Annotated in this window: 20 protein-coding genes; 13 read left to right on the forward strand and 7 right to left on the reverse strand. The window is 66.9% G+C overall.

The window, feature by feature from the left end; genetic code table 11:
• Positions 1–41: 41 nt before the first annotated feature.
• Complete coding sequence (locus tag DD559_RS05580; RefSeq protein ID WP_165830989.1) at positions 42–1,265, reverse strand: glycerophosphodiester phosphodiesterase family protein; 1,224 nt, start codon at positions 1,263–1,265, stop codon at positions 42–44.
• Between the two features lie 310 nt (positions 1,266–1,575).
• Between DD559_RS05580 and DD559_RS05585 the strand changes: the two genes are divergently transcribed.
• Together DD559_RS05585 and DD559_RS05590 are read left to right on the forward strand one after the other, a co-directional pair.
• Complete coding sequence (locus DD559_RS05585) at positions 1,576–4,329, forward strand: TonB-dependent receptor (RefSeq protein ID WP_116468311.1); 2,754 nt, start codon at positions 1,576–1,578, stop codon at positions 4,327–4,329.
• Between the two features lie 2 nt (positions 4,330–4,331).
• The gene (locus DD559_RS05590) at positions 4,332–5,282 is read left to right on the forward strand and encodes a glycerophosphodiester phosphodiesterase family protein (RefSeq protein WP_116468312.1); all 951 of its coding nucleotides are present in this window, start codon (positions 4,332–4,334) and stop codon (positions 5,280–5,282) included.
• On the opposite strand, the gene DD559_RS05595 is transcribed toward DD559_RS05590, so the two are convergent.
• On the reverse strand, positions 5,279–6,571 hold the full coding sequence (locus DD559_RS05595; protein WP_165830990.1) for an MFS transporter: 1,293 nt from the start codon (positions 6,569–6,571) through the stop codon (positions 5,279–5,281). The two genes, DD559_RS05590 and DD559_RS05595, sit on opposite strands and share 4 nt — an antisense overlap.
• A gap of 125 nt (positions 6,572–6,696) precedes the next feature.
• On the opposite strand from DD559_RS05595, the gene DD559_RS05600 reads away from it, so the two are divergent.
• The gene (locus DD559_RS05600; RefSeq protein WP_165830992.1) at positions 6,697–7,851 is read left to right on the forward strand and encodes an ROK family protein; all 1,155 of its coding nucleotides are present in this window, start codon (positions 6,697–6,699) and stop codon (positions 7,849–7,851) included.
• Between the two features lie 132 nt (positions 7,852–7,983).
• Here the strand turns inward: DD559_RS05600 and DD559_RS05605 are convergent, their stop codons facing one another.
• Entirely contained in the window at positions 7,984–8,631 is a 648-nt protein-coding gene (locus tag DD559_RS05605) for a TetR/AcrR family transcriptional regulator (RefSeq protein WP_116468315.1), read from the reverse strand.
• A gap of 141 nt (positions 8,632–8,772) precedes the next feature.
• On the opposite strand from DD559_RS05605, the gene DD559_RS05610 reads away from it, so the two are divergent.
• The 4 genes from DD559_RS05610 (at position 8,773) to DD559_RS05625 (ending at position 14,689) form a co-directional block, all read left to right on the forward strand.
• Positions 8,773–9,999, forward strand: coding sequence for an FAD-dependent oxidoreductase (locus DD559_RS05610; protein ID WP_116470738.1), 1,227 nt, complete (start codon positions 8,773–8,775; stop codon positions 9,997–9,999).
• The gene (locus tag DD559_RS05615; RefSeq protein WP_116468316.1) at positions 9,996–10,913 is read left to right on the forward strand and encodes a sugar phosphate isomerase/epimerase family protein; all 918 of its coding nucleotides are present in this window, start codon (positions 9,996–9,998) and stop codon (positions 10,911–10,913) included. The genes DD559_RS05610 and DD559_RS05615 overlap by 4 nt, the downstream gene beginning before the upstream one ends.
• Complete coding sequence (locus tag DD559_RS05620) at positions 10,906–11,307, forward strand: C-glycoside deglycosidase beta subunit domain-containing protein (protein ID WP_116468317.1); 402 nt, start codon at positions 10,906–10,908, stop codon at positions 11,305–11,307. The genes DD559_RS05615 and DD559_RS05620 overlap by 8 nt, the downstream gene beginning before the upstream one ends.
• Positions 11,308–11,437: 130 nt before the next feature.
• The gene (locus DD559_RS05625) at positions 11,438–14,689 is read left to right on the forward strand and encodes a glycosyl hydrolase (protein ID WP_206364455.1); all 3,252 of its coding nucleotides are present in this window, start codon (positions 11,438–11,440) and stop codon (positions 14,687–14,689) included.
• Positions 14,690–14,698: 9 nt separating this feature from the next.
• Here the strand turns inward: DD559_RS05625 and DD559_RS05630 are convergent, their stop codons facing one another.
• From DD559_RS05630 to DD559_RS05645, 4 genes are all read right to left on the reverse strand, one after another.
• Positions 14,699–15,604: a LysR family transcriptional regulator gene (locus tag DD559_RS05630; RefSeq protein WP_116468319.1), complete on the reverse strand. Its 906-nt coding sequence runs from the start codon at positions 15,602–15,604 to the stop codon at positions 14,699–14,701.
• A gap of 78 nt (positions 15,605–15,682) precedes the next feature.
• On the reverse strand, positions 15,683–17,317 hold the full coding sequence (locus DD559_RS05635; protein ID WP_116468320.1) for a GMC family oxidoreductase: 1,635 nt from the start codon (positions 17,315–17,317) through the stop codon (positions 15,683–15,685).
• Between the two features lie 13 nt (positions 17,318–17,330).
• Positions 17,331–18,524 carry an MFS transporter gene (locus tag DD559_RS05640; protein ID WP_165830993.1) on the reverse strand — a complete coding sequence of 398 codons (1,194 nt, stop codon included), beginning with the start codon at positions 18,522–18,524 and terminating at the stop codon, positions 17,331–17,333.
• A complete protein-coding gene (locus DD559_RS05645) occupies positions 18,521–19,660 on the reverse strand; it encodes a Gfo/Idh/MocA family protein (protein WP_240610136.1) in 1,140 nt (379 codons plus the stop codon). Before DD559_RS05645 ends, DD559_RS05640 begins: the two co-directional genes overlap by 4 nt.
• Positions 19,661–19,986: 326 nt before the next feature.
• Here DD559_RS05645 and DD559_RS19750 point away from each other — a divergent pair, with 326 nt between their 5' ends.
• From DD559_RS19750 to DD559_RS05670, 6 genes are all read left to right on the forward strand, one after another.
• Positions 19,987–20,127 (forward strand): hypothetical protein, encoded by a 141-nt coding sequence (locus tag DD559_RS19750; RefSeq protein ID WP_165830994.1) that lies wholly within the window; start codon positions 19,987–19,989, stop codon positions 20,125–20,127.
• A gap of 14 nt (positions 20,128–20,141) precedes the next feature.
• A complete protein-coding gene (locus tag DD559_RS05650; RefSeq protein ID WP_116468322.1) occupies positions 20,142–21,158 on the forward strand; it encodes a sugar phosphate isomerase/epimerase family protein in 1,017 nt (338 codons plus the stop codon).
• Positions 21,158–21,571: a C-glycoside deglycosidase beta subunit domain-containing protein gene (locus DD559_RS05655; RefSeq protein ID WP_240610137.1), complete on the forward strand. Its 414-nt coding sequence runs from the start codon at positions 21,158–21,160 to the stop codon at positions 21,569–21,571. Before DD559_RS05650 ends, DD559_RS05655 begins: the two co-directional genes overlap by 1 nt.
• Positions 21,558–22,673, forward strand: coding sequence for an FAD-dependent oxidoreductase (locus tag DD559_RS05660; RefSeq protein ID WP_116468323.1), 1,116 nt, complete (start codon positions 21,558–21,560; stop codon positions 22,671–22,673). Before DD559_RS05655 ends, DD559_RS05660 begins: the two co-directional genes overlap by 14 nt.
• A gap of 10 nt (positions 22,674–22,683) precedes the next feature.
• Positions 22,684–23,586 (forward strand): VOC family protein, encoded by a 903-nt coding sequence (locus tag DD559_RS05665; RefSeq protein ID WP_116468324.1) that lies wholly within the window; start codon positions 22,684–22,686, stop codon positions 23,584–23,586.
• Between the two features lie 3 nt (positions 23,587–23,589).
• The coding region (locus DD559_RS05670; RefSeq protein ID WP_116468325.1) for an alpha/beta hydrolase family protein at positions 23,590–24,518 on the forward strand (929 nt) is incomplete at its 3' end.

Genomic DNA, 24,518 nt, shown 5'->3' on the forward strand with positions numbered 1-24,518 from the left:
GTCGTGCATGGGTGACCGGCGGCGCCGATCACCCAGATTTTTCACTTGAAGTATTTCAGGGTATTTCGGCGATTGAGTTTGGCTATTTCGCTGTTCAAATTGTAAACATCGTCGCTCGTGACGATGTTGAAGTAATTTCCAGAAACATGTTGAAGGATGAATGGCCGATTTTCGCGAAGGTCGACCGTGTCGGAAGGAAGGGATGATCCTCCGTTGAAGTAATAGGCGGAAAGTTTGTTACAGCAGCTCGCATCGCTGCGATAATAATAGCTGTTTGTCTTGGGGTCGCCATATTCCGTGATCGGGTGGAAGATCCCGGAGCTGAAATTCCCACGATCGCCGCGCTGCAGGTTTATCAGCAGGCTGGCGAGAATGGCGCCCGGTGCCTTCATGTTGACCTCGGCGGCGGCAAAGAAATTCTGGCCGGTATCGTCTTCCCAATCTTCGTAGGAGATCAGGGAATCAAGGACGCCGCTTTCACCTCGCCCGCCGGCAATGCCCCGGTTGCCGATGTCGCCCGTATTGTACACGGGCATGAAGTTGATATGGTTCGCGTCCGTTCCCCAGCTTCCCAGGTAATTGGTGGACATGAACTTGCTGAAATCAATCGCGCGTGGGAATTCAGTGGCTCCGATCTTGAAAACGACGCGCTCATTCATGCCGGCCTGGACGACGTTGATCCATGCCTGACGAAAGTCGTCCTTGTTCTTCACGTCGATGAACAGGACGAAGCCGAATCCCTTGCTTTTGTAGTGATTCAATATTTCCGGGAGCGACACGGGCGTTTCCGCCCAGATCCCGGTCTGCCAGTTCTTGAAATTGCGCAGCTTCCAGATCTTCGTCTGCTGGAAGGTGACGCTGCCCACGTCGGGATTGCCGCCGGTATCCTTCCACGGATCGTAGCAACAGATGCCGCCCTGGGGCACTTCGGCTTCGCGCCCCCATTTGAAGTCGTGCGAGAGGACGAGAACGCCGTCGCTGGTCCGGCGAATGTCGATCTCGGCCGCTTCGAAGCAGGTTGCCGCAACATTGTCGAGCGACTCGCGCGAGTTTTCGGGCGTCCTGCTGAAGGCGTCGGTGTGCAGCTGCGCATGCAGGCCGCGATGGGCGACGAGTACCGTCAGTTCGCTCTTATGCGGATGCCGAATCTCGGTGATGATCTTGGCTGGATTGAGGCCGCAGGGGTTTCCCTGGGCTGCGGCCGGGCCGGCCCATAGAAACAGGCCGACGGCGAGCGCCAGCGCGGCATGAAGCAGGCGTATCATGGTTTCTCCTTGGGGTGTGGTGACGAACGCACATCGAGACCGGTGCCGGCACGACAGGAACGGAAAGACAGTCGCCAAGGCCGGACGGTCGCGATGCCGGTAGCGCGCCGGATTCCCCTTCCAACGTACTACGGAACGAGTTGTATTCGCGATGCATGACATAAAAATGTCGGGGCATGCTCTTGGCTAGCTGCTCCCTCGGTGCTTTTCGACCTATACCCAGGAGGCGGGTGCGGCCCTTTGAGGCAGTCGCGCAAATGTAATACATTGTGAATAATATGATGCAAGAATGATTCGCTAAGGGGGTCTCATGTCCATACGTACGCAACTGCTCTTGTCGCTCGCCGGAACGGCGCTCGCGGCCTCGATCTGCCAGGCGCACGCGCAAACCGCGCCGGGCGACCAGCCGGACAGCCAGGGCGACATCGTCGTCACCGGCATCCGCCGCGCGAACCTGACGGCGATCGAGAGCAAGCGTGCCGCCGCCAACATCATCGACGTGGTGAGTGCGACCGACGTGCGTGCACTGCCCGATGCCACCATCGTCGAGGCGCTGCGCCGCGTCCCCGGCCTGTCGGCGCTGCCGGCGATCGATAACGAGCATCCGCGCGACGAGGCCTCGACGCCGGTCATCCGCGGCCTGGGGCCGAGCTACAACAACGTCACCATCGACGGTCTGCTGGTCGCCTCGCCGGGTACGCCGAACGGCAATCTAGGCTCGGTCACGCGCGGTGTTCGTCTCGACATCCTGCCTTCGTCGATGATCAGCGAGATCCAGGTGGTGAAGACCTTCAGTGCCGATCTCGATCCCAACGCCATCGGGGGCGCGATCAACCTCAAGACGCGCAGCGCCTTCGAGAATGGCGGCAAGCCCTTCTTCAACCTGGAAGCCTCGCTCGGCCACGCCAGCGACAACGGCCAGCCCTATGACCAGCCGGACCTCGGCTATCGCCTGGTCGGCACCGGCAGCTTCACCTTCGGCGCGGAGCAGCAGTTCGGCCTCACTGTCTCGGCCAATTACCAGACGCTGAGCAGCTATACCGAAACCCATATGACCACCGACACGGTGCATTACGGCTTCTACAACGCTGCCGGCCAGCTCCAGTCGGGCACCAATCTCGGCAACGGCTATGCGGTGCCGCAGCAGGACAAATACTGGTATGTGCAGGACAAGCGCGACCGTTACGGCGTGACTGGCAAGTTCGAGGCGCGGCTGAGCGATACCGTCCACGGCTTCGTGACGGGCGGCTATTATTATTTCAAGGACGACATGCAGCGCAACGAGCTGCTGATCGATCCGCGTAACCGCGGCATCGTCACCGGCCAGACCGCGACGTCGGGCAGCTATCCGGCCGGCGACATCGAGATCGGCTATGCCAGCCAGCAGCTCACCAGCCGGACGCGCATGGGCCAGGCGGGGATCGACTTCACGCCGACGCCCGCACATCGGCTGAGCCTGCGCGGCGGCTATTCCTTCGCCACCTATGACGAACCGATCGCAATGATCAAATACATCACCAATGTCGGTCGTGCGGCGCCCGGCGGCGGTGGCACCAGCGTCAACACCTCGCCGGCGCTCGGCTTCACGTACGATACCAGCGCGTTCAACTTCCGCTTCCCGGTCGCGCGATCGGCCTTCTACGATTACAGCGCCTACAGCCTGTTCTACTGGCGGCCCGACTATAAGCGCTATGCCGACGACAAGATCTGGACGGGAAGGATCGACTATAGCTTCCGGCCGGGCGAGCAGGGCATCGGCTTCGATGCGGGCGCCAGCTATACCGACGATCGGCCGACCTATAATGTCGATCGCACCGAATATGCCCCGAACAGCAGCGCGCCGCGGCTCGGCATCGCCGACGTGCTCGGGCCGCAGGGGGCGCCGCTTCGCTATTCGGACGGGCTGAACCTGATCACGATCGATCCGCGCCGCGCCAACGCGATCCTTTCGGCGCTGCCCACGTCGATGTTCAACCGGACGGACCAGAGCGGCTTCAACAACCAGGACGATTTCCGCCACAGCGAGAAGATCTTCGGTGCCTATGGCCTGGTGCGCTATGCCAGCGACGCGATCGATGCGCAGGCGGGCGTGCATTTCGACAGCACCAGGCAGGCGACGACCGGCCGCATCCGCCGCGCCGGGGTGTTCCAGGACATCCCGACCCGCTCGGACTATGACTATCTGCTGCCGAGCGCGCTGCTGACCTGGCACGCCACGCCGGCGATCGACCTGCGTGCGGGCGCCAGCCGCACGATCGGTCGCCCGCCCTATGACGCCTATGCGGCGCGCAGCGCGATCAACTTCGTCAACGCGTCCGATGCCGGCAATCCCAACGCCACCGGCGTCACCGTCACCATCGGCAACCCGGACATCCGCCCGCGCAAGTCGACCAACCTCGACCTCGCCGCCGACTGGCGCTTCGGCGGCGCCCGCGGCGGCATGGTCTCGGTCGCCTTGTTCAACAAGAAGATCGACGACGAGATCTTCACGCTTTCCAGCCCCGGCTTCACGGATCCGTCGTCGGGCGTCACCTATGTCAACGCGCTGGTCAGCCGCCCGGTCAACGCCTCGGATGCCCGTATCCGCGGCGCCGAGTTCAACGCGGTGATCAACTCGTTCGGTGCCCCCGGCACGCTGCTCGAAGGATTCGGCGCCAGCGTGAACGCCGCCTATCTCGATGGCCGGATCACCGTGCCGCTGAGCGCCGGCGGCCAGCGCGCGATCGACCGGCTGGTCGGCCAGCCCGACTATACGCTGAACGGCACCCTGTTCTACAACGGCGGCGGGCTAGAGCTGCGGGCGGCCTATAACCGGCAAGGCAAGGCGCTGCGGGCGATCGTCAACGACGTGACCTGGCAGGACCTCTACTGGGCGGCGCGCGACCAGGTCGATCTCTCCGCCAGCTATGCGGTGCGATCGGGCATCAGCTTGTTCGGGCAGGTGAGCAACGTCACCCATTCGCGGATCACCAGCCTTACCGGGCCGGGCAAGAATCTGCTGAAGGACAGCTATTCGGTGCCCACCACCTTCTGGGTCGGCATCCGCCTGACGCCGAAGTTCTGAGCATGGTGTCGGTCCTTCGCCAGGGCGTCCTGGCCTTCGCTCTCCTGCTGCCCGCCCCCCTGGCGCTCGCCGCGCCGCGGGAGGCGGCGCCCGGCGTCCAGGCACGCTTCGCCGAACTCGACGGCGTGATCGTCGTCGCGCATCGGGGCTGCCACAATCCCGCGCCGAGGCATGGTCTCGGGCCGGCGCCCGAAAACTCGCTGCTGGCGCTCGAGCATTGCGTGACGATCGGCGCCGATGTGATGGAAACCGACGTGCTGCGCACGGCGGACGGCCATCTCGTGATGATCCACGACGACAGCGTCGACCGCACCACCAATGGCACCGGGCGGGTGGCGGCGCAGAGCCTCGCCCAACTGCGCGCGTTGCGGTTGCGGCAGAATCTGGGCGGCGCCGCGGCGCCGCTCACCGACGAGCACATCGTCACGCTGGACGAGATGCTGGCGGCGGCGCGCGGGCGGATTCTGCTCAACCTCGACATCAAGGCGGCGATCTATCCCGAGGTGATCGAGGCCGTCGTGCGGGCAGGGGCGCAGGACCGGGTGTTCATCAAGACCGAGGCAGGAATCGCCACGCCGCCGCTCGCCGGGCTGACGCCCTATGACCGGGTGCCGTTCATGCCGATCCTGCTCAATGCCGAGGGCAAGGCGGACCTGGCCGCGGTGCTTGCCCGGCAGCTGGACGGCAAGCGGCCCATCGGCGCCGAATTGCCGCGCCTGCGCCCGGAGCAATTGTCGTCCGTCGCCGCGCTTGCCCGGCGCCATGGGCTGCGGTTGCTCGTCAACACCATCTTCGAGGGCTTTGTGGAAGGGGCGTACAGCGATCTCGATGCGCTCCGCGATCCGGCGGCCGTGTGGGGCCGCCTGCTGACCGACGGCGTGACCGTGTTTCAGACGGACGAGCCCGAGGCACTCTTGGTGTTTCGCGCCTCCCTGCCGCGGCGGAAGACCTAGGCGGGTGCGGATGCGGGGGCAGCGCGGCGGTACAGCAGCAACGCGACCACGGCCGCGCCGCTGCCCCAGGTGATCGCCAGGCCCGGCCAGACGATGCCCGCGCCGCTGGAGAGCGCGGGCACCAGAACGGCCAGCGGCAGCGCGCCGAGGGCGATGGCGATGGCGATATGGATGGTGAAGATGACCAGCCCAAACACCAGTGCATCGGCACGCTCGCCGCACCGCTCCGCATGGACGCGAACCACATCGGTCGCCGCCTGCCACAGCAGGGCGCCGGCAGCGCCGAGGCCGAGGCCATAGCCGAATGCTCCCCCCAGCAGCGGCCCGGGCAGGCCAGGCAATGTCAACAGCGGCAATGCGCAGGCCATGCCCAGCGCCGCGCTGGCAATGCAGGCGCGGTTCCAGCCGCAGCGGCGGATCCAGTGCAGCGCCAACGATGGCCCAAGTACCGTTCCCACGCTGAAGAGCAGGAGCAGCCACGCGCCCAGCGCCGTGAGGCCGGGCGCCGGCGGGTAGAAGAGAAGCAGCCGGCTGAGCGTCGCGAACCCGAGGGTCGACAGGAAGAAGGCAGTCAGGATCGGAAGCGTTCCCTGGGGCGGTCGCAGCGATGCCCGGGCGGGGGCTTCGCAGGATGCGGCGGGCGGCGCACCCGCATCGGCATCGCGAAGGATCCAGGCGGTCGCCACCACCAGCACGCCAAAGCCGAGCAGCAGCGGCAGCGCGCCGGTCGTGAACAGGGCGGCTGGAAGCTGGGCAATCGCCAAATTCGCGGCGGTGACGATCAGCCGCGCGACCGCGCCCAGCGTCGTCCGCAGCGCGACATAGCGATGGGCGTCGCCGCTGTCGCGCGGCAGCAGCGAGGTCATCGCGGTCTGCGGCACGTCGTACAAGGCATAGGCGATGCGGAACAGGATGCCGGCGGCGAGCGCGGTGCCGACACCGCCGTTGTCCGCGAACTGCGCCAGCAGCGCGATCGTCGTTGCGATGCTGGCGAGGAAATGCAGGCGAACCAGCGCGCGCCGCGACATGCGCGACCAGGTGATCAGCGCGCCGGCGGCGGCGTTGCAGACCGCGCCGACCAGCAGCAGGACGAACAGCAACAATGCCACTCGCTCCACCGGAATGTGCAGCACCGCGTGCAGGAACCAGGCGAGCAGCAGGTCCGAAAACGACCAGACCATGCTCTTGGCGAAATGGGCGGCCCCAAAGCGGTGCCGTACCCGGGCGGGGCTCCAGCGATTGCGGGGCATGGCGCCGCATCGATCGATCGCCGTGGTGACGCTCGCCATCCCGGTTCCTTTTCTCGCCGTCGAGAGCCATGCGGCTTGCCACATGGATGTGGCAGTTTCTTGAATAGTATCCGCGCGGTATGCAATGAGCTGTGGTCGCGCCGTCGCCCAAGGGAGAAACCCAGTTGCCTTCGCCTGTTTCCTCGTTCCGTGCGCCGGATTGGGTGCCCAGCATCAGCAGCGGCGGGCGGGCCGTTCTCGATCACCTGCTGCGTACCGGCGGGGCCAGCCAGGCGTCGCTCAGCCAGGTGCTCGATCTTTCGCAACCCAGTGTCGCCCGGCTGATCGGTACGTTTCACGCCGCCGGCATCGTTGTGCTGGGCGAGCGCTCGCCGGGGGTGCGCGGGCATCCCAGCGTGCAGGTGACGCTAGCGCCCGACTATGCCTTTGCGATTGGCGTGACGCTGGTGGGCGACGCGGTGGGAGTCACGATCCTCGACCTTGCCGGCAAGGTCCGCGGCGCGCGCACGATCGGCTTGTCCGACATGGCACCCGTGTCGGTCCTCGAAGCATTGCGAACGCTCAAGACGGCGCTGATCGCCGAGGCGGGAATCGATCCGACACGCATTATCGGCGCCGGCGCCGGGGTTTCGGGCTTTCTCGTGCCGGGCGAGCCGTCGCGGTTCAATCCGCCGGTCCAACTCGCCGGTTGGGCGGGCCTGGACGTCGCGGAGGCGCTCGGGGCCGCGCTGGCGTTGCCGATGCTGAGCGAGAATGACGGGACCGCCGCAACCGTCGCAGAGGGGCTGGTCGGTGTCGGTCGCACGTGCAGGAATTTCGGCTATTGCCACCTTACCAATGGCTTTGGCGGGGGCGTAACGGTCGATGGTCGGGTCGTGCAGGGGCGGCTGGGGAATGCCGGCGACTTCGGTGGCGTCTTGTGGCTTCTCGGCGGCCTGTATCCGAGCCTGGATACGCTGCACGCCTCGGTTCGCGCGGCGGGCGGTCCCGACGAAGGCGTGGAAGCGATGGTGCGGCGGGTATGCCTGGACACCCCCGGCGTCGCGCAATGGGTGCGCGAGGCGGGGAAGTCCATCGGACGACTTGCCTTTTTGCTGGGCCATATGGTCGCATCGGAAAAGGTGGTGATCGGCGGCCGCCTTCCCGCCCCGATCGCCGCGGCGCTGGCACGAGAGACCATCCTGCCCGCCACGCCGACGCGCAACGATATGCCGTTTCCCCTGCCGGCTGTCGTTCCGACGGAAGTGCACGGGGACGCCGTCGGCATCGGCGCCGCGATGTTGCCGCTGCGCAAGGCGTTCTTCCTGGAACAGACCTAGAGAGCGAGATGATGTTTTCGGGATGCTGATGCCCTTCCCAACTCATTCGACGCGCGCATCCTTGCACCGGCAGGGGATCGGGCGCACCGTCCAGGCTGATCACGACATCGCGCGCTAACGGCGGAGCCCAGCTTATTCGCGCGCATGTTCTTCGAATAACGGCGCTGGACTCAAGGCGGCGCGTACCGCCAGGGCCATCGTACCGCGGGTAACGGCATCTGCGCTGCTGCCGGTGGGTTCGAAGGGGTCGATCAGATGTTTATTGCGCAAGGACGCGAAGCCGTAAACCGTTGACCACAAGGACAGCAGCCGCAGCGTTCGTTCTTCCTCCGAAAGCGTCGGCAGGGCTGCTTCCAGATGCACCTGTAGCGCATGGCGGCCGGCCTGCTGATGGTGCAGCAACGCTGGATCGGGTGCCGGGCTCGTCAGCTCGCTTTCATACATCAACTCGAGAAGGCGTGGATTCGCTTGTGCAAAGTCGATGAACGACAGGCAGAGTTCCAACAGATTTTGGGCCGGACTCGCGCCTGCCGATATGGCCAGCGCCGCCGCTTCCCCGAGCCTGGCATAGCCATCCAGCGCGACGGCCAGCAGCAGTTCGCGACGGTCCTTGAAATGGTGATAGGGCGCGCCCGGCGAGACGCCCACTGCGTGCGCCAGCGTGCGGACGGAAAGACCGTGATGGCCGTGCTCGCGCACATGCGCATCGGCGGCTTGCAACAGGTCTCGGCGTAAATCCTCGCGATGATAGGGGCGCCGCTCGGCGGGCTCTGCAGCCATGGTTCTCGGGTACCTCCAACCTCGCCTTATGCTCGAAAGAGGCCGTTGCCAAGAATCTAAGCAATGATTAGAAGGCAATCTAATCACGAATCAGATTGCCCCGGACCGACGGGCGCGACGAACGGGATGAGGAGGTTGACGATGGCATCAGGTCGTATTGCGATCATCGGCGCGGGGCCGGGCGGGATGGCGGCCGCGCTAGCGGCGATCCGCGTGGGATTCGACGTCACGTTGTACGAGCGCGCGGGCGAGGTGAAGGCGGCAGGGAACATCCTGAACCTGTGGCCGCCACCCCAGAAAGTCCTCAAGCTGATCGGCGTCGACACCGTCGATCTGGGCGCACCGTGCCAGGTGTTCTTCCGCAATGCCAAGGGCAAGAACCGCGCGGTGGTGAACCTGCCGGATGCGGTGGTGCGGGAATATGGTGGCGGCTTCATCGGGCTGCTGCGCTGGGGGTTGTACCAGCGGATGCTCGCGGCGCTCCCGCCCGCCGTCCTGAAGCTCGGGCACGAACTGCGGGAAATGCGTGATGCCGGCGATGCGGTGCAGCTAGCCTTCGCCAACGGCGCCACGGCCGAAGCCGATGTGGTGATCGGTGCCGACGGTCTGCGATCGATGGTGCGCGCGCAGCTCTGGGGCGATCAGCCGATCCGGCACCAGCGGCTGCATCTGGTGGGCGGCTATCTATTCCTCGACGAAGCGCCGGACGGGATCGGGGTGATCTCGCACAACCGCACGACCCAAGTGAGCTACACGCCGATCCGCCACGAGGGCAAATCGGGTTATGAATGGTGGGTGCTGGAGGCCTGCGATCCCGATGCGCCACCGCCGGTGGATCTCCACGGCTTTTGCCGCGACCGGGCAACGCAATTCCCGGCGAAGGTGCAGGAACTGATCGCCGCGACCCCGCCAGCCCATCTGCAGCGCTGGGAGATCCGCGACCGGCCGCCGCTACCGCAATGGTCGAAGGGCAGGGTGACGCTGGTCGGCGACGCGGCGCACCCGACCTCGCCCTACGCCGCCTATGGCGCCGGCATGTCGATCGAGGATGGCTATTTCCTCGCCCGCGAGCTGGCAGCGGTGGATATTGCTGACACCGCGGCGGTGCAGGGTGCGCTCCAGCGCTACGAGGATCGCCGCAAGCCGCACACCGCGCAGGTGACGCAGGGTGCCTATCATACCGGCCGCATGTTCCATCACCTGCCAGCGCCGCTGCGGCCGATCCGCGACCTGGTGTTCGATCATACGCCGTTCCTGCAAAAGATGGTGGGTGACGACATGCCCGCGCACATCGTGGCCCAGCTCGCAGAGATCGAGGACGCCGAACCCTATGTCCCCATCCATCGGCGCCAGGAGGCCGCGGCATGACGTTCAACTATGGCGTATCGCTCTACAGCTATACCGATGACTTCGGCACCGCGCTGACGCTGGACGATGCCTTCTACCATGTCGCCGAGGCGGGGGCGGCGGGCATCGAGATCCTCGGCGAAACCCATCTGGCCGGCTATCCCGAGCCGCCGGCCGCATGGTTCGATCGCTGGTTCACGCTGGTCGCTCGCTTCGGCCTGCAACCGACCAACTATGGCTGCTGGGTCGATACCTGCGTGCAGAAGCAGCGGGTGCTGACGGCGGAAGAGGCAAGTGCAACGCTGGCGCGCGACCTGCAGCTCGCGCACCGGCTCGGCTTCCGGTTCGTGCGGCCGAAATTCGGGGTGATCGACGACGAACTGACCCCGCATCCGATCTGGGAGCCCGCCGTGGAGCGGGTGCTCGACCTTGCCGCCAAGCTCGATGTGGTGATCTGCCCCGAAATTCACGCGCCGACGCCGATCCGGCACCCGGTGGTGGAGAGCTATGTCGACTTCATCCAGCGCACCGGCACGCGCCATTTCGGGCTTTTGATCGATACCGGCATCTTCCAGGATCGGCCGCTGCCCTATTGGCCGGGGGAGACGCCCGAGATGCGCGAAAAGGCGATGCGCTTCCTGAACGGCATCAAGGTGCCGGTGGAGCACCTCGCCGAGGTGATCGACCATGTCGTGTTCATCCAGGCCAAGTTCCATCACATCGATGCGCAGCTGCACGATCACCACATTCCGTGGGAGCGGATCGTACCGGCGCTGAAGAAGCTTCACTATACCGGCTGGCTGTCCAGCGAATATGAAGGCGTGCGCGATCCCTGGCTGGCGATCGAGCAGGTTCGGCGGCAGCACGCGCTGATCCGCAGCCTCGAACGCGCCTACGATGCCCAGACCAGCAACGGGGAGCAGGCCCATGCTTGAACGCAGCACGATCCAGAGCAGCGGCTTTTCGAACCTGGGGCCGGAGGGCGCCCGCACCGGCTTTCGCCTGCGCCTGCGCCAGCCCAATTATCGCGGCATGCGGCTGTCGCTGATCGAAGGCGTCGACGTGACGGTGGACGGGGAGCACTTTGCCGCTGCCGACAATCGCATCCTCTTTCAGGGGCGGACCTTCGGGCTGGCCGACCTGGACGGCGAGACCGAGACCCGCTGGTCGGTAGGCGAGACGATCGACGTGCTGATCGATCGGCCGGGCGGACTGGTGCCGGGAGTCCATCGGGTGGAGACCATCATCTGGATGCGGCATCCCTATTTCCCGCCGCAGTTTCGGCCGGTGCCGATGCGCGATTCCCGGGAGGTGACCATCATATTGTGAGGGACGGTCACAGCCATCGATCCGCGACATGGATGCTCCGGATCGATAGCATCGATTTTCCTGACGATGCAGCGCATGGCAGACAGTCCCTGCAAGGCTCGCAACGAGCCGGAGAGGGAATGTCGCAACCGTGAAGTTGAAGTCTCGTGCGCAGGCGGCGCTGACCGGCACCGCGGCTTGCCTGTTGCAGGTGCCCGGTTTTGCTGTCGCCCAGCAGCAGCCGGATCCGCTGGAGGCCGGATTTCGCACACCGCCGGCGGAAGCTAGGCCTTTCGCCTGGTGGCACTGGATGAATGGCAACGTCACCGCCGAGGGCGCCGAGCGCGACCTGGAATGGATGGCGCGTGCCGGCATCGGTGGCGTGCAGTTGTTCGAGGGGAACCTCGCCACGCCGCAGACCGTGCCCGATCGTCTGGCGTGGGGTAGCGCAGGATGGGCGGCAGCGCTGCGGCGCAGTGCCGACACCGCCGCTCGACTGGGGCTGCGCTTCGGCATCGCCTCTTCGCCCGGCTGGAGCAGCAGTGGCGCCCCGTTCGTCACGCCCGGTCAGGCGATGAAGAAGCTGGTGTGGAGCGAGACGCGGGTGACCGGTGGTCGCCGATTCGATGGCCGCCTGCCGCTGCCGCCGGCTGTTGCTGGACCCTATCAGGACATGGCTGGCCCGACGCCGCTCGCACCGTTCTACCGCGACGTCCGGGTGCTGGCGCTGCCCGAGGCCGACGATCGGTTGCGGCCCCTCGCGGCGCGGTCGACCGGCGGCGCGGTGCGCCGGGCGCTGCTGTCCGACGGCATGTTCGGCACCGCCATCGCCTTGCCCTTCGCGCCCGGCACGCGCGAGGCGTGGCTCGTGCAGGATTTCGGACGCGGCATCACGGCGCGCTCGGTGACGTTGGGCCTGCCCGGTCGTCGCGGCTTCGGCGCACCACCGCCCGCTGACGCGACGCTCGAGGCGAGCGACGACGGGCGCAGCTACCGACGCGTCGCCACGCTTCCGGCGGGCGGGGCGCAAGTGCGCACCTCGGCCTTCGCACCGGTGCGCGCACGTTATTTCCGGGTGCGGCTGACGATCCCTGCGGACGCCGGTATGCCGCCGGTCGCATCCGGCGTCGTGCCGCTGCCAGCACCGCCGCCATCCGATAGCGTGCCCCTTTCCGAATTTGCGCTGTTCGCGCATGGCCGTGTCGATCATGCCGCCGAGAAAGCGGGCTTCGCGGCGGCGGAGCGCTATGCTGCGATCCCCACGGAGGTTGGTGCTGCGGATGCACCGATCGCGATGGCCAAGATGATCGACCTTACCCGGCGCCTGCGACCGGACGGCACGCTCGACTGGCGGCCGCCAGCGGGCAACTGGACGATCCTCAGGTTCGGCTATGCCCTGACCGGTCAGCAGAATGGTCCCGCGCCAGCGGAGGCGACCGGGCTGGAAGTCGACAAGCTCGATGCCGATGCGGTGCGCGGCTATGCGCAGGCCTATCTCGACAAATATGGGCAGGCGGCAAGCCCTGCACCCCTCTCGGCGTTGCTCAGTGACAGCATTGAGGCGGGTCCGCAGAACTGGACGCCCGCGATGATCGAGGCTTTCCGCCGGGCGCGCGGCTATGACCCGGTTCCGTGGCTGCCGACGCTGACCGGCCGCATTGTCGAGAGCGCCGGGAAGACCGACCGCTTCCTCTGGGACTTCCGCCAGACGATAGCCGAACTGCTGGCCCGCAACCATTATGGCGTGCTGGCGGCGGCTGCCAGGGCGCGGGGCATGACCTATTATGCCGAGGCGCTGGAGGATCACCGCCCGCAACTGGGCGACGATCTGGCGATGCGCGCGGTGGCGGATGTGCCGATGGGGGCGATCTGGACCGTGCCGCCTGGCGGCACGCCGCGCCAGACCTTCGTCGCCGATCTCCAGGGCGCCGCCTCGGTCGCACATGTCGCCGGCAAGCCGCTGGTTGCGGCGGAGACTTTCACTGCCCTCGGCAGTCCCTGGGGGTTCGCGCCGCGCGACCTGAAGGCGACGGCAGACTGGGCCTTCGCGCTGGGCGTCAACCGGGTGATGATCCACACCTCGCCGCACCAGCCGACCGAGGACCGGCCGGGGATGTCGCTGGCGCCGCTGCTCGGCCAATATTTCAGCCGGCACGAGACCTGGGCCGAAATGGCGCGGGGATGGACCGACTATCTCGCCCGCGCCTCCTATCTGCTCCAGCAGGGCAGACCGGTGGCGGACATCGCCTATTTCGCGGGCGAAGATGCGCCGATCACCGGCCTGTATGGCGAATCACCGGTGCCGGTTCTTCCCGGCCATGGCTTCGATTTCGTCAGCCGCGAAATTCTGCTCGGGGCACTTTCGGTGGCACCCGATGGTACGCTGCGGACGCAAGGCGGTGCGCGCTATGCGCTGCTCGAACTGGGCGGCGACAGCGCGAACAGGATGACGCTCGCGGTGCTGGAGCGGATTGCCGCGCTGGTCGAACGCGGGGCGACGGTGGTGGGCCCGCGCCCCGCGGGCTCGCCCAGCCTTGCCGATGACCCCCGCCGTGTCGCGACGCTGGTCGATCGGCTGTGGGACAGGCAGGCGCGGAACCACGTCTGGACCGATTGTGCGGCAGCGCTGAAGGCGCGCGGCGTGGTGCGCGACTGGGAAATGCCGGGCGTCGCCGATAGTGCGCTCGGCGTCGTCCATCGCGCACTCGACGCCGGCCATCTCTGGTTTGTCGCCAACCATGGCACGGCGCCGGTCCGGGGCGAAATGGCGTTTCGTATCACGGGGTTGGTTCCCGAGCTGTGGTTCGCAGACACTGGCGAGATCCGGCCCATCCGTTATCGAATTGAGGACGGCCGCACCTTCGTTCCGCTTGCGCTGGAAGCAAGCGGATCGGTGTTCGTCCTCTTCCGCCGCGCGGCAACGGCTGTCGCCGCTTCGGTGGCGGAGCGCCCCTGGGAGCAGGCGCTTGTGATCGACGACAGCTGGGATGTGACGTTTCCGGGAATCGGCACTCTGCCACTTCCGACAGGCTCCTGGACCAAGACCGACAAGGCGGTGCTTCATCATTTCTCCGGCACCGCCGTCTACCGTCGCACGCTTGATGTGCCCGCTGCGCTGGCGACCAAGGATCGGTTAATGCTCGACCTGGGCGAGGTGCGCGAGGTGGCGCGGGTGCGGATCAACGGCGTGGAAGCGGGTATCGCCTGGAAGCCGCCCTTCCGGCTTGCGGTGACCGGCCGGCTGCGGCCAGGGGCGAACCGGATCGAAGTGGAGGTCGCCAATCTCTGGGTGAACCACCTCATCGGCGTTGCCAAGGGCGGTCCAGACGACGTGTATCGCCCAGGCGCGCCGCTGCGCGACTCCGGGCTGATCGGGCCGGTGCGGATCCTCACCTCGCCGTGAGCGGCGGCGTCACATCAGCACGGCGGGCTCGCGCAGGCGCTCGATCATCCAGCGCAGCCCTTCGTCGTTCTTTCGGCTGCTGTGATACTGGATCATTTCCCGCATCGGCTGGAACGGGAAGGGGATCGGTGCGGTGCGCAGCGGCAGCGTGGGGACAACGCGCTGCGCCAGCCGCTCCTGCATCAGTGCCAGCCGCTGCGAACCGACCAGCAGCCAGGGCAGGGTGGTGAAAGACGGCGCCTCTACCTCGATCCGCCGCTCGATACCCAGAAGGCGGACCTGGCGATCGGCGAAGGACAGGTCACGCGGGCCGCCGAAGCGTACCACCACATGGCCCGCATTGCTGAAATCCTCCAGCGTCAACACATCCTCGAACAACGGGTTCTCCGCCCAGCCGACGACGACATAGCGCTCCTCGCACAGCAGTTCGCTGGGATGGTCGGCAAAGATGAACTGTTCAGGGGCGACGAACAGATCGGCGCGGCCCTCGCGCAGTTCGATCCCCGTCTCCGGGCTGGGCAGGGTGATCTCCAGCCGGATGCCTGGGGCGGTTGCCGCCAGCGTCTGCAACGCCGGCGCGAGAACGGCGGTCATCACATAATCCGAGAGGATCAGACGGAAGCGGCGCTGGCTGGTAGCGGGATCGAACCGGCCCGAGGTAACCAGCATCGATTCCACCGCGTCCAGGCACTCGCGCACCTGCGGCACCAGCGCCTCCGCATAGGCGGTGGGGTACATGCGCTTTCCCTGCGCCACGAGCAATTCGTCGCCGAAAAAGTCGCGCAACCGGGTGAGCGCGGCGCTCATCGCCGGCTGGCTCAGGTTCATCTGCCGGGCGGCGGCCGAGACGCTGCGCGTATCGAGCAGCACGTCGAGCGCGCCCAACAGGTTGAGATCCAAGCCCTTGAACCGCATTCCATTCCTCTCCGGCGGGCGTGTTCGCCCCTTTTCTATCGATGCTATCGATGGATAGCGGGTGCCGCAATCACCGGATCAGCGGGCATTGTCCTCCAGGATCAGCTCGGCGGCGCGCCAGCCGATCACCATCGCCGGGCCGTTGGTGTTGCCGGCGGGTTGAACCGGCATCACCGAACAATCGACGACGCGCAGGCCCTGGATGCCGTGGACGCGGAGACGCCCGTCGACCACGCCGGTCTCCGGCGTGCCCATGCGGCAGGTGCCGGTGGAGTGCAGGCCGGGGCTGGCCAGCCATTCCATCTGCTGGGCGATATCCTCGTCGCTCTGGAAGCGCTCGCCGGGCACGCGCTCCTCGCCGACAAAGTCCTTGAGCGCAGGCTGGCGCATATAGCGGCGGGCGAGGCGGACCATCTTGACGAGGAAGGCCTTGTCGGCGGGATCGCCCCACCAATTGGCATGGACGTCGATCGGATCGGCCACGTCCGCCGAGCGGATCGCCACGGTGCCGCGGCTCTTCGGGCGCAGCGCGATGCCGTTGACGCTGATGCCGGGCTGGTCCTCCAGCGCGCCGCGGCCGGGATCGGCCTTGATTTCTTCGGTAGTGCGCAGCGAATAGGGGCCGACGCCGAACTGCGCGTCCGGCCATTCGGGCGGCGAGTCTATCGCGAGCAGGGCCGTCACCTCGGGCGAGGTATAGGCCATCATGCCCTTGCGGGTCAGATAGTAGCGCAGGACGTGGCTGGTCAGCCGCCAGCCGGAAAATTCCCGATTGGCGCCCGGATCCTTGTGCAGCCGCCACGACATGGTGAACATCAGATGGTCGGCGAGATTGCGGCCGACCTGTGCCAGCGGCAGGATGGTCGGTACGCCAGCGCGCTCCAGCACGTCGACGGGGCCGATACCGGAAAGCTGGAGCAGCTTGGGGCTCTGCAGCGCGCCCGCCGAGAGGATCACTTCGCGTGTCGCTGCGATGGAACGGCTGCCCTGGGCCGTGCGCACCGCCACGCCGGTGGCCCGGCCATTCGCGATCTTCACCCGCTCGACCAGCGAGTCGAGCAGGACGGTGAGGTTCGGGCGGCGCATCGCCGGCTTCAGGAACGCCTGGTAACTGGAGGCGCGTCGGCCGCGGCGCGACACCGTCGCCTGGGTATAGCCGATGCGCGGGCCGTCGGGCGCGTTGATATCCTCCACCGCGCGCAGGCCGATCTGGCTGCCGGCCTCGATCGCCGCGCCGATCGCCGGCGAACGGAAGGGCAGGCGGGTGATCTGCAGCGGTCCGTTGCGGCCGCGCCCGGCGCCGGCGCCGGGGCCGCGATAGCTTTCCATCGCCTGGAAGCAGCGCTGGATCTCGGCCCAGCGCCAATCGGGGAATCCCATTGCCGCCCAGCCGTCATAATCGGCGGGCTCGCCGCGCAGATACCAGGTACCGTTGGTCGAGCTCGATCCGCCCAGGCCGCGGCCATAGGACCAGGTTTCGCCGGCCGGGCGGCCTTCCTGCTCGGTAATCGGGAAGTGCCAGAAATAGGTCGGGTTGCCGAACATCTTCATGAAGGCGCGCGGCATGTTGACCAGTTCGGTCTCGTTGTTGCCGCCGGCTTCGATCAGCAGCACGCGGGCGTGGCCGTCGGCGCTCAGCCGCTCGGCGAGCACGCAGCCCGCCGAGCCAGCGCCCACCACGATATAGTCGAAGCTCTCGGTCGTCTCGGTCATGAATCGGGTCTCGTCAGTGGCGGGCGGCGCTGGTGCGGAAGAACAGCGCCGAGAGAAGGGAAAGCACGAGCGTGATCGCGGCGAACAGCAGCAGCGCCTGGTCGAGGCCGCCGACCGCGCGCTGGCCGAGCCCGACCAGCGGCGGACAGACGAACAGCCCGGCGAAGAAGGCGGTCGCCCAGATGCCCATGCCGCGGCCGCGCTGCTCGAGCGGCAGCATCGCTTGGCCCCAGGCCATCAGCGCGGGGATGACGAGGCCGGATCCGAACTGCTGGATCGCGGCACCCGCTACCGCCAGCGGATAGTGGGTGGCGAGGCCGATCATGGCCAGGCCGATCGCGGTAAGGATCCCGGCCAGGCCGAGCAGCACGCCGACCGGCTGGGCATGGATCCGCCGATAGAGGAACGCGCCGGCGATATAGGCGAGCGACGTGCAGGCCTGGATCAGCCCGACCGCGGTGGAGGATCCGACGCCCTTGGCCATCAGCGCGCTCGCGACATGCAGCGGCTCGACATAATAGAGAATCGAGGTTGCCATGGTGACGGCGCCGATGACCAGCGCCGGGCCCCAAGGAAAGCCGAGCGGTGCGGTCTTGTCGGTGTCGCGGCGCGCGGGCTCGTCGATGTAGAGCAGCGCGAGCAGCAGGGTGGGGATGGCCAGCACGTAGATGGCGAAGGGGCCGCGCCAGCTGATGTCCGCCAGTGCGCCGCCGGCGGCGACCAGCAGGGTGCCCGCGATCGAAATGGAGACCCCCACCCAGGATACCCAGCGATGTCGCTGTGATCCGAAATAGTCGCCGATCAGTGCGCTGGAATTGGTGACGATCACCGCTTCGGCAAGGCCGAGGACGCCGCGGCTCGCGACGACCAGATACAGATCGTTGAGCACCAGCGGCGCGAGCCCGGCAAGCGCATAGACGGCCAGCGCCAGCAGGAAGCTCGGGCGGCGGCCGAAGCGGTCGGCGATCGCGCCCGCGAACGGCGCGAACAGTGCGACGCACAGCGACGGCATGGTGACGATCATCGGCACCAGCAGCCCCGCCTGGGGGTGGCCGCCGAACTGGGCGAACAGCCGCGGAATGGCGGGGAAGAGCGAGACGACCGCCATCACCGGCAGGATCTGGGCGGCGATGAGCGTGATGCCCTTGCCAGCTTCGCCGCGGATCGGCGCGGGGGCGGCTGGGATTGGGGAGGCGATGCTGGTCATGCGTATTCCCTCGCTGGTTCGAGCGGCACCCAGCCGCATGCGTCGCGGCTGGCCGCCACCGCCTGTTCGATGAAGCGCATTGAGCGGATGCCCTCTTCGATTCCCGGCAGGTCCGGCGCCGGCTTGCCGCGCAGGCGGCGGCCGAAGTCGCGGTAGAGATTGGCGAAGGCCTCGAGATAGCCTTCGGGATGCCCGGCCGGCAGCCGGGTGACGGCGGTCGCGGCCGGTAGCAATCCGGCACCGCCCGCGGTGAGGATCTCGGTGCGGCCGGAGAGGTGGTGTAGCAGCAGCTGATTCGGCATTTCCTGCCGCCAGGCGATCGACGCCTTGTCGCCATAGACGCGCAGCGTCAGCCCATTGGCTTCGCCGATCGCGATCTGCGAGGCGAGCAGCACGCCGCGCGCACCGCCGGCAAAGCGCAGCAGTACGCTGCAATCATCGTCCAGCGCGCGCCCCGGCACGACTGCGGCGAGATCGGCGTTGATCGCCCCTACCGGCAGGCCGGTCACGAACTCGGCAAGGTGGAAGGCATGCACGCCGATATCGCCGATCGCGCCGCCGACGCCGGACTTGCCGGCATCGGTGCGCCATTCGGCCTGTTTGTTGCCGGCGCGCTCGATCGGGGCGGCGAGCCAGCCCTGGAGATATTCCACCACCACCTTGCGCACCGTGCCGATTCCGCCCGCTGCGATCAGCGCGCGGGCGTGTCGCATCAGCGGATAGCCGCTATAGGCGTAGCTGAGTGCATAGGGACGCTCGGCGTCACGCACGGCTTTGGCCAGTTCCAGCGATTGGGCGAGGGTGGCGGTCGGTGGCTTGTCGCTCATCACCGCGATCCCCGCCGCCAGCGCGGCGCGAGCTATCGGCAGATGGGTGTCGTTCGGTGTCGCGATGGTCAGGAAATCGATGCCGTCGGGGCGAACGCGCTCCTGTTCGATCAGCGCCATCCAGCTCGGATAGCTGCGGTCCGCGGCGACGCCATATGCCTTGCCCGCCTGGCGCGACTTTTCCGGTGCGCGGCTGAACGCGCCGGCAACCAGTTCGATCTCGTTGTCGAGCGTCGCGGCGATGCGATGCACCGGGCCGATGAACGCGCCGGGTCCGCCCCCGATCAGCCCCATGCGCAGCCGGCGCATCAGGCGATCCCTTCGGACGGGCAGGGCCCCCACATGGGGACCCGCAGCGGGCTCCGGCGCATGGCCTCTCCTCTTCAGCCGAGCCTTCTTGTCGGGCTCCCTGCTCTTCTGACGCCGACCCGACGATTTTTGAAATTTATTGTATGGATCGAAGATAATCCAGGTAACGGATATGTAATCCGTTTCCAATCACTGTTTTGGATTGATTGCTATCAAAACAATCGATTTCCGGGATTTCGACATTGCGGCCTACATATTTGGCAAGAAGCGGTGGGCCTGGTTTCGGCACGGCAGCAAAGCCGCTCGGCAGTGAGAGGAGCTTCGAAATGCTGCACGCGACCATGCGCACCCGGACGCCGCCGCTCGGCGCGGCGACTCTTCCGACGACTGCCCCGACTCCCGGCCCGGTCGATCCGCGTGCATGGGCATTCGCCATGGCGCAGGGCGCCGCCCTTTGCCGCCTGTAACCCACGGAGCCATCGTGTCCAAAATCCAGCGGGGCGTCAGCCTCTACAGCTACCAGGAAGAGATGTTCCTCGGCCAGATGACGGTCGAGGACGCGATCGCCCATGCGGTGTCGCTCGGCGCCAGGGGCATCGAGCTCCTGCCCGAGCAGAACATGCCGGCCTTCCCCAATATCGACGATGTGGAGATCGCGCGCTGGCAGGACATGCTCGCCAGGCACGGTGCGTGTTTCACCTGCTACGACATGTTCCTCGACACCAAGCTGCGCAAGGGCGAACTGCTGTCGGATGACGAGCAGGTCGCGAGCATCCGCCGCGATCTGGCGCTGTGCAACCGGCTCGGCATCAAGAACATGCGCGTGCTGGTGTTCGTGCGCCCCGACATTCTGGAGCGCTGCGTCCCCTATGCCGAGGAGCTGGACGTGCATATGGGTGTGGAAGTCCATGCGCCCTGGCATCTCGAACATGCCTGGATCCTGCGCACGATCGAGGTCGCCGACCGCTTGAACACGCGCCATCTCGGCATCCTGCCCGACATGGGCATCTTCATGAAGCATTACCCGCCCGCCTTCCGCGCCCGCTTCGAGCGCCAAGGCGCGCGGCCGGAAATCACCCAGTTCATCGTGGATCAGCACGAGGAAAAGGTGATGGCCGAATACACGATCTACGAAGTCGCGGTGAAGCGCGGCGGCAACAAGGCCGAGATCGCGATGGCCGAGACGCTGCGCCACGCGCCTTATGCGAACCCGAAGCGGCTCAAGGACTATGCGCCGTACTTCCGGCACATCCAGGCCAAGTTCTACGAGATGAACGAGGACTGCACCGATCCGGCGATCGCCTATGACGAGGTCATTCCGGAGCTGGTGAAGTGCGGCTGGGAGGGCACGCTTTCCAGCGAATATGAAGGCAATCGCTGGATCCAGGACGCGATGGAGGTGGACAGCCGCGAGCAGGTCCGCCGCCAGCACGTGATGTTCGATCGGCTGATCGCCCAGGCCGAAGCCGCGCTCGGCGCCGAGAAGGAACCCGCCTGATGATGTTCGACAAATATCTGATCGAAGCCGGCAGCGTGCGGAACACCGGCCCGGCCGAGGCGCCGACCGGCTTCGCCTTCGAAGCCAAGCTCGGCTATTATCGCGGCCTGACCCTTTCGATGGTCGAGAAGCTCGACGTCGCGATCGACGGCAATCTGCTGCCACGCGAGGCGGTGCGGTTCGACGAGGGGCGGGGACCGCTTACCCTCGACGAAATGGAAACCGCCTATGACCGGCGCTGGGCGTTCGGCGCCAAGGCGACGATCCTGGTCGAGCATCCCGGCGGTTTCCCGGCCGGCGAGCACGAGCTGTCGCTCACCGAGCAGCTGCGCATCTCCTATCTGCCCTTCCCCGCCGTCAACAGCGATACCAAGCGCGTGAAGCTGGCCGAGGCGGCCGATGCCGCCGCTTGATATCCTGATCGTCGGCGGCGGGATCGGCGGGCTTACCGCGGCGATCGCGCTGGCGCCGCAGGGCCACCGGCTGACGGTGATCGAGCGCGACCCGAGCTGGTCGGTCTATGGCGTGGGCATCATCCAGCAGGCCAATGTCGTGCGTGCGGTCGCCCAGCTCGGCATCCTCGACGAATATATCGCGGCCGGCGTCGGCTTCGACGCGGTGGAGATCTTCGCCCCGGACGGCACGAAGGTCGCCCGCGTGCCCGCGCCCAAGCTGGCCGAGGGCTATCCTGCCAATGTCGGCATCGGCCGGCCCGCGCTGCACAAGGTGCTGGGCGACCGCGTGCTCGACAACGGCGCCGACGTGCGTCTGGGCGTGACCGTGCAGACGATGGTCGACGATGGCGAGCGGGTCGCGGTGGCCTTCTCGGACGGCACCAGCGGCATCTACGACATGGTGATCGGCGCCGACGGCGTCTATTCGCAGACCCGCGCGGCCATCCTGCCCGATACCGAGGCGCCCGAATATACCGGCCAGGCGGTCTGGCGGTACAATTTCCCGCGTCCTGCCGGCATGGATGCGCTGCAGGTCTATAATGGCCGTACCGGCCTGGGGCTGGTGCCGATCAGCGAAGCGCTGATGTACATGTTCGCCACCACGCCGGAGCCGGGCAATCCTTGGTATCCGCGCGAGGGGCTGGCGGCGGCGATGCGCGCCAAGCTCGCCGAATGCGCGCCGGCGATCCGCGATCTCGCCGTGCAGATCACCGACGATGACGGCGTGGTCTATCGGCCGCTCGAAGCCATGCTGGTCAAAGGCCCGTGGCACAAGGGGCGGATCGGCCTGCTCGGCGACGCGGCCCACGCCACCACGCCGCATCTGGGGCAGGGTGCGGGCATGGCGATCGAGGACAGCCTGGTGCTGGCCGACGAGCTTGCCAAGGCCGACAGCGTGGACGCCGCCTTCACCGCCTATCGCGCCCGCCGCTACGAACGCTGCGCCTATATCGTCAACGCCAGCCTGGCGATCTGCATGGGCCAGCTCGGCAAGGGCCCGGCGATCGATAACCACAAGGCGACGGCCGAGATGTTCGCCGTCACCGCCCAGCCGATCTGAGGAAACCGAAATGAGCCGTGTCACCGAAATCCGCTATGTCGGCTATGGGGTGCAGGACCTCGACGCCGAGCGCGCCTTCTATACCGAGCAATGGGGCCTGGAGCCGGTGCCGAGCGAGGACGGCATGGCCTGGTTCAAGACTCAGGGGCATGACGAGCATCATGTCGTCCGTCTGCGTGCCGCCGACGAGAACCGCGTCGACGTGATTGCGCTCGCCGCCGACAGCCGCGGCGATGTCGATGCCCTTCACGCCAAGGTCGGCGCGGCGGGTTGCCGTATCGTCGGCGCGCCCGCCGCGCTGACCAGCCCCGGCGGCGGCTATGGCTTCCGCTTCTTCTCGCCCGACGGCCTGTTGTTCGAGGTGTCGAGCGACGTCGCCCGCAGCCCGAAGCGCGATCTGGCGCGCTGGGAAGGCGTGCCGCTCAAGATCAGCCACATCGTGCTGCACTCGCCGGACCACCAGGCGGCGGTGCGGTTCTTCACCGAGGTGCTCGGCTTCAAGGTGTCCGACTGGCTGGGCGACTTCATGTGCTTCCTGCGCTGCAACTCGGCGCACCACCGCATCGCGCTGCTGCCCGGGCCGCCCTGCCTCAACCATGTCGCCTATGACATGCCGAGCGTGGACGACATGATGCGCGGCGCGCACCGGCTGAAGCAGCACGGCACCGGCATCGGCTGGGGCCCGGGGCGCCATACCGCGGGCAACAACACCTTCAGCTATTTCGTCACGCCGAACGGTTTCGTCGCCGAATACACGTCCGAGCTGGAGGAGGTCGATTTCGACGCGCACCAGCACCAGGTCTACACGCCCGCGCCGCTGGTGATGGACCAGTGGGGCATCGGCACCGGCGGCCCGCAGACGCTGCCGCATCCGGCGCCGAACCCCGGCCTGTTCACTGCCGTGGAGGCCTGAGCGGTGGCGCTGTTCGAAGTCTTCCCCAATTACATCTGGAACCTCTCGGTCGCGATCGCGATGGAGAGCGGCGGGCAGATCGGCGAGATCGTCGACATGTGCCAGCCGATCAAGGACGCGGCGGCGAGCGGCGCGGACGCCGGCACCCCGCAGTTCATGGCGCAATGGGCGGCGATGGGCGACAAGCTGATCGATCTTGCCGGCGAGGACGAGGCCAAGGGCCGCGCCTTCTCCGCCGCGACCAAGCTGGAGCGCGCTGCACTCTATCTGTTCACCGCCGAGCGGATGCAGGGCCATGGCCATCCCGGCCGCACCGAGACCTATGCCAAGGCACGCGGCGCCTTCGACAAGGCGACCATACTCGGCAAGATCGACCGCGAGCGCGTCGAGATCCCGCTGGCGCAGGGCACCATGCCGGCGCTCTACACCCGCGCGCCGGGCGAGGGGCCCAAGCCGGTGGTCGTCTATTGCAACGGCCTCGATAGCTGCAAGGAGCTGCTCTACTGGTCGCGCCTGCCCGAGGCGCTGGCCCGGCGCGGCGTCTCCGCTCTTTGCGTCGACCAGCCCGGCTCGGGCGAGGCGCTGCGGCTGCAGGGCCTGCCGGTCGATCCGCATTCGGAAAACTGGGCGTCCAAGGCGGTGGACTGGCTGGAGCAGCAGCCGGACGTCGATCCCAAGCGCATCGGCATGACCGGCATTTCGCTCGGCGGCCATTTCGCGCCACGCGCGGTTGCCTATGAGCCGCGCTTCGCCTCGGGCGCCTGCTGGGGTGCCAACCATAATTGGGCCGAGGTCCAGCAGAAGCGCCTGAAGCGCGAAGGCGAGAACCCGGTGCCGCATTACTGGGCGCACGTCATGTGGGCGTTCGGCGCCAAGGACATGGACGATTTCTTCGCCAAGGCCGAGGACATGAACCTCAACGGCCATATGGG

It is taken from the genome of Sphingomonas pokkalii, from assembly GCF_003096275.1.
GTDB lineage: Bacteria > Pseudomonadota > Alphaproteobacteria > Sphingomonadales > Sphingomonadaceae > Sphingomonas > Sphingomonas pokkalii.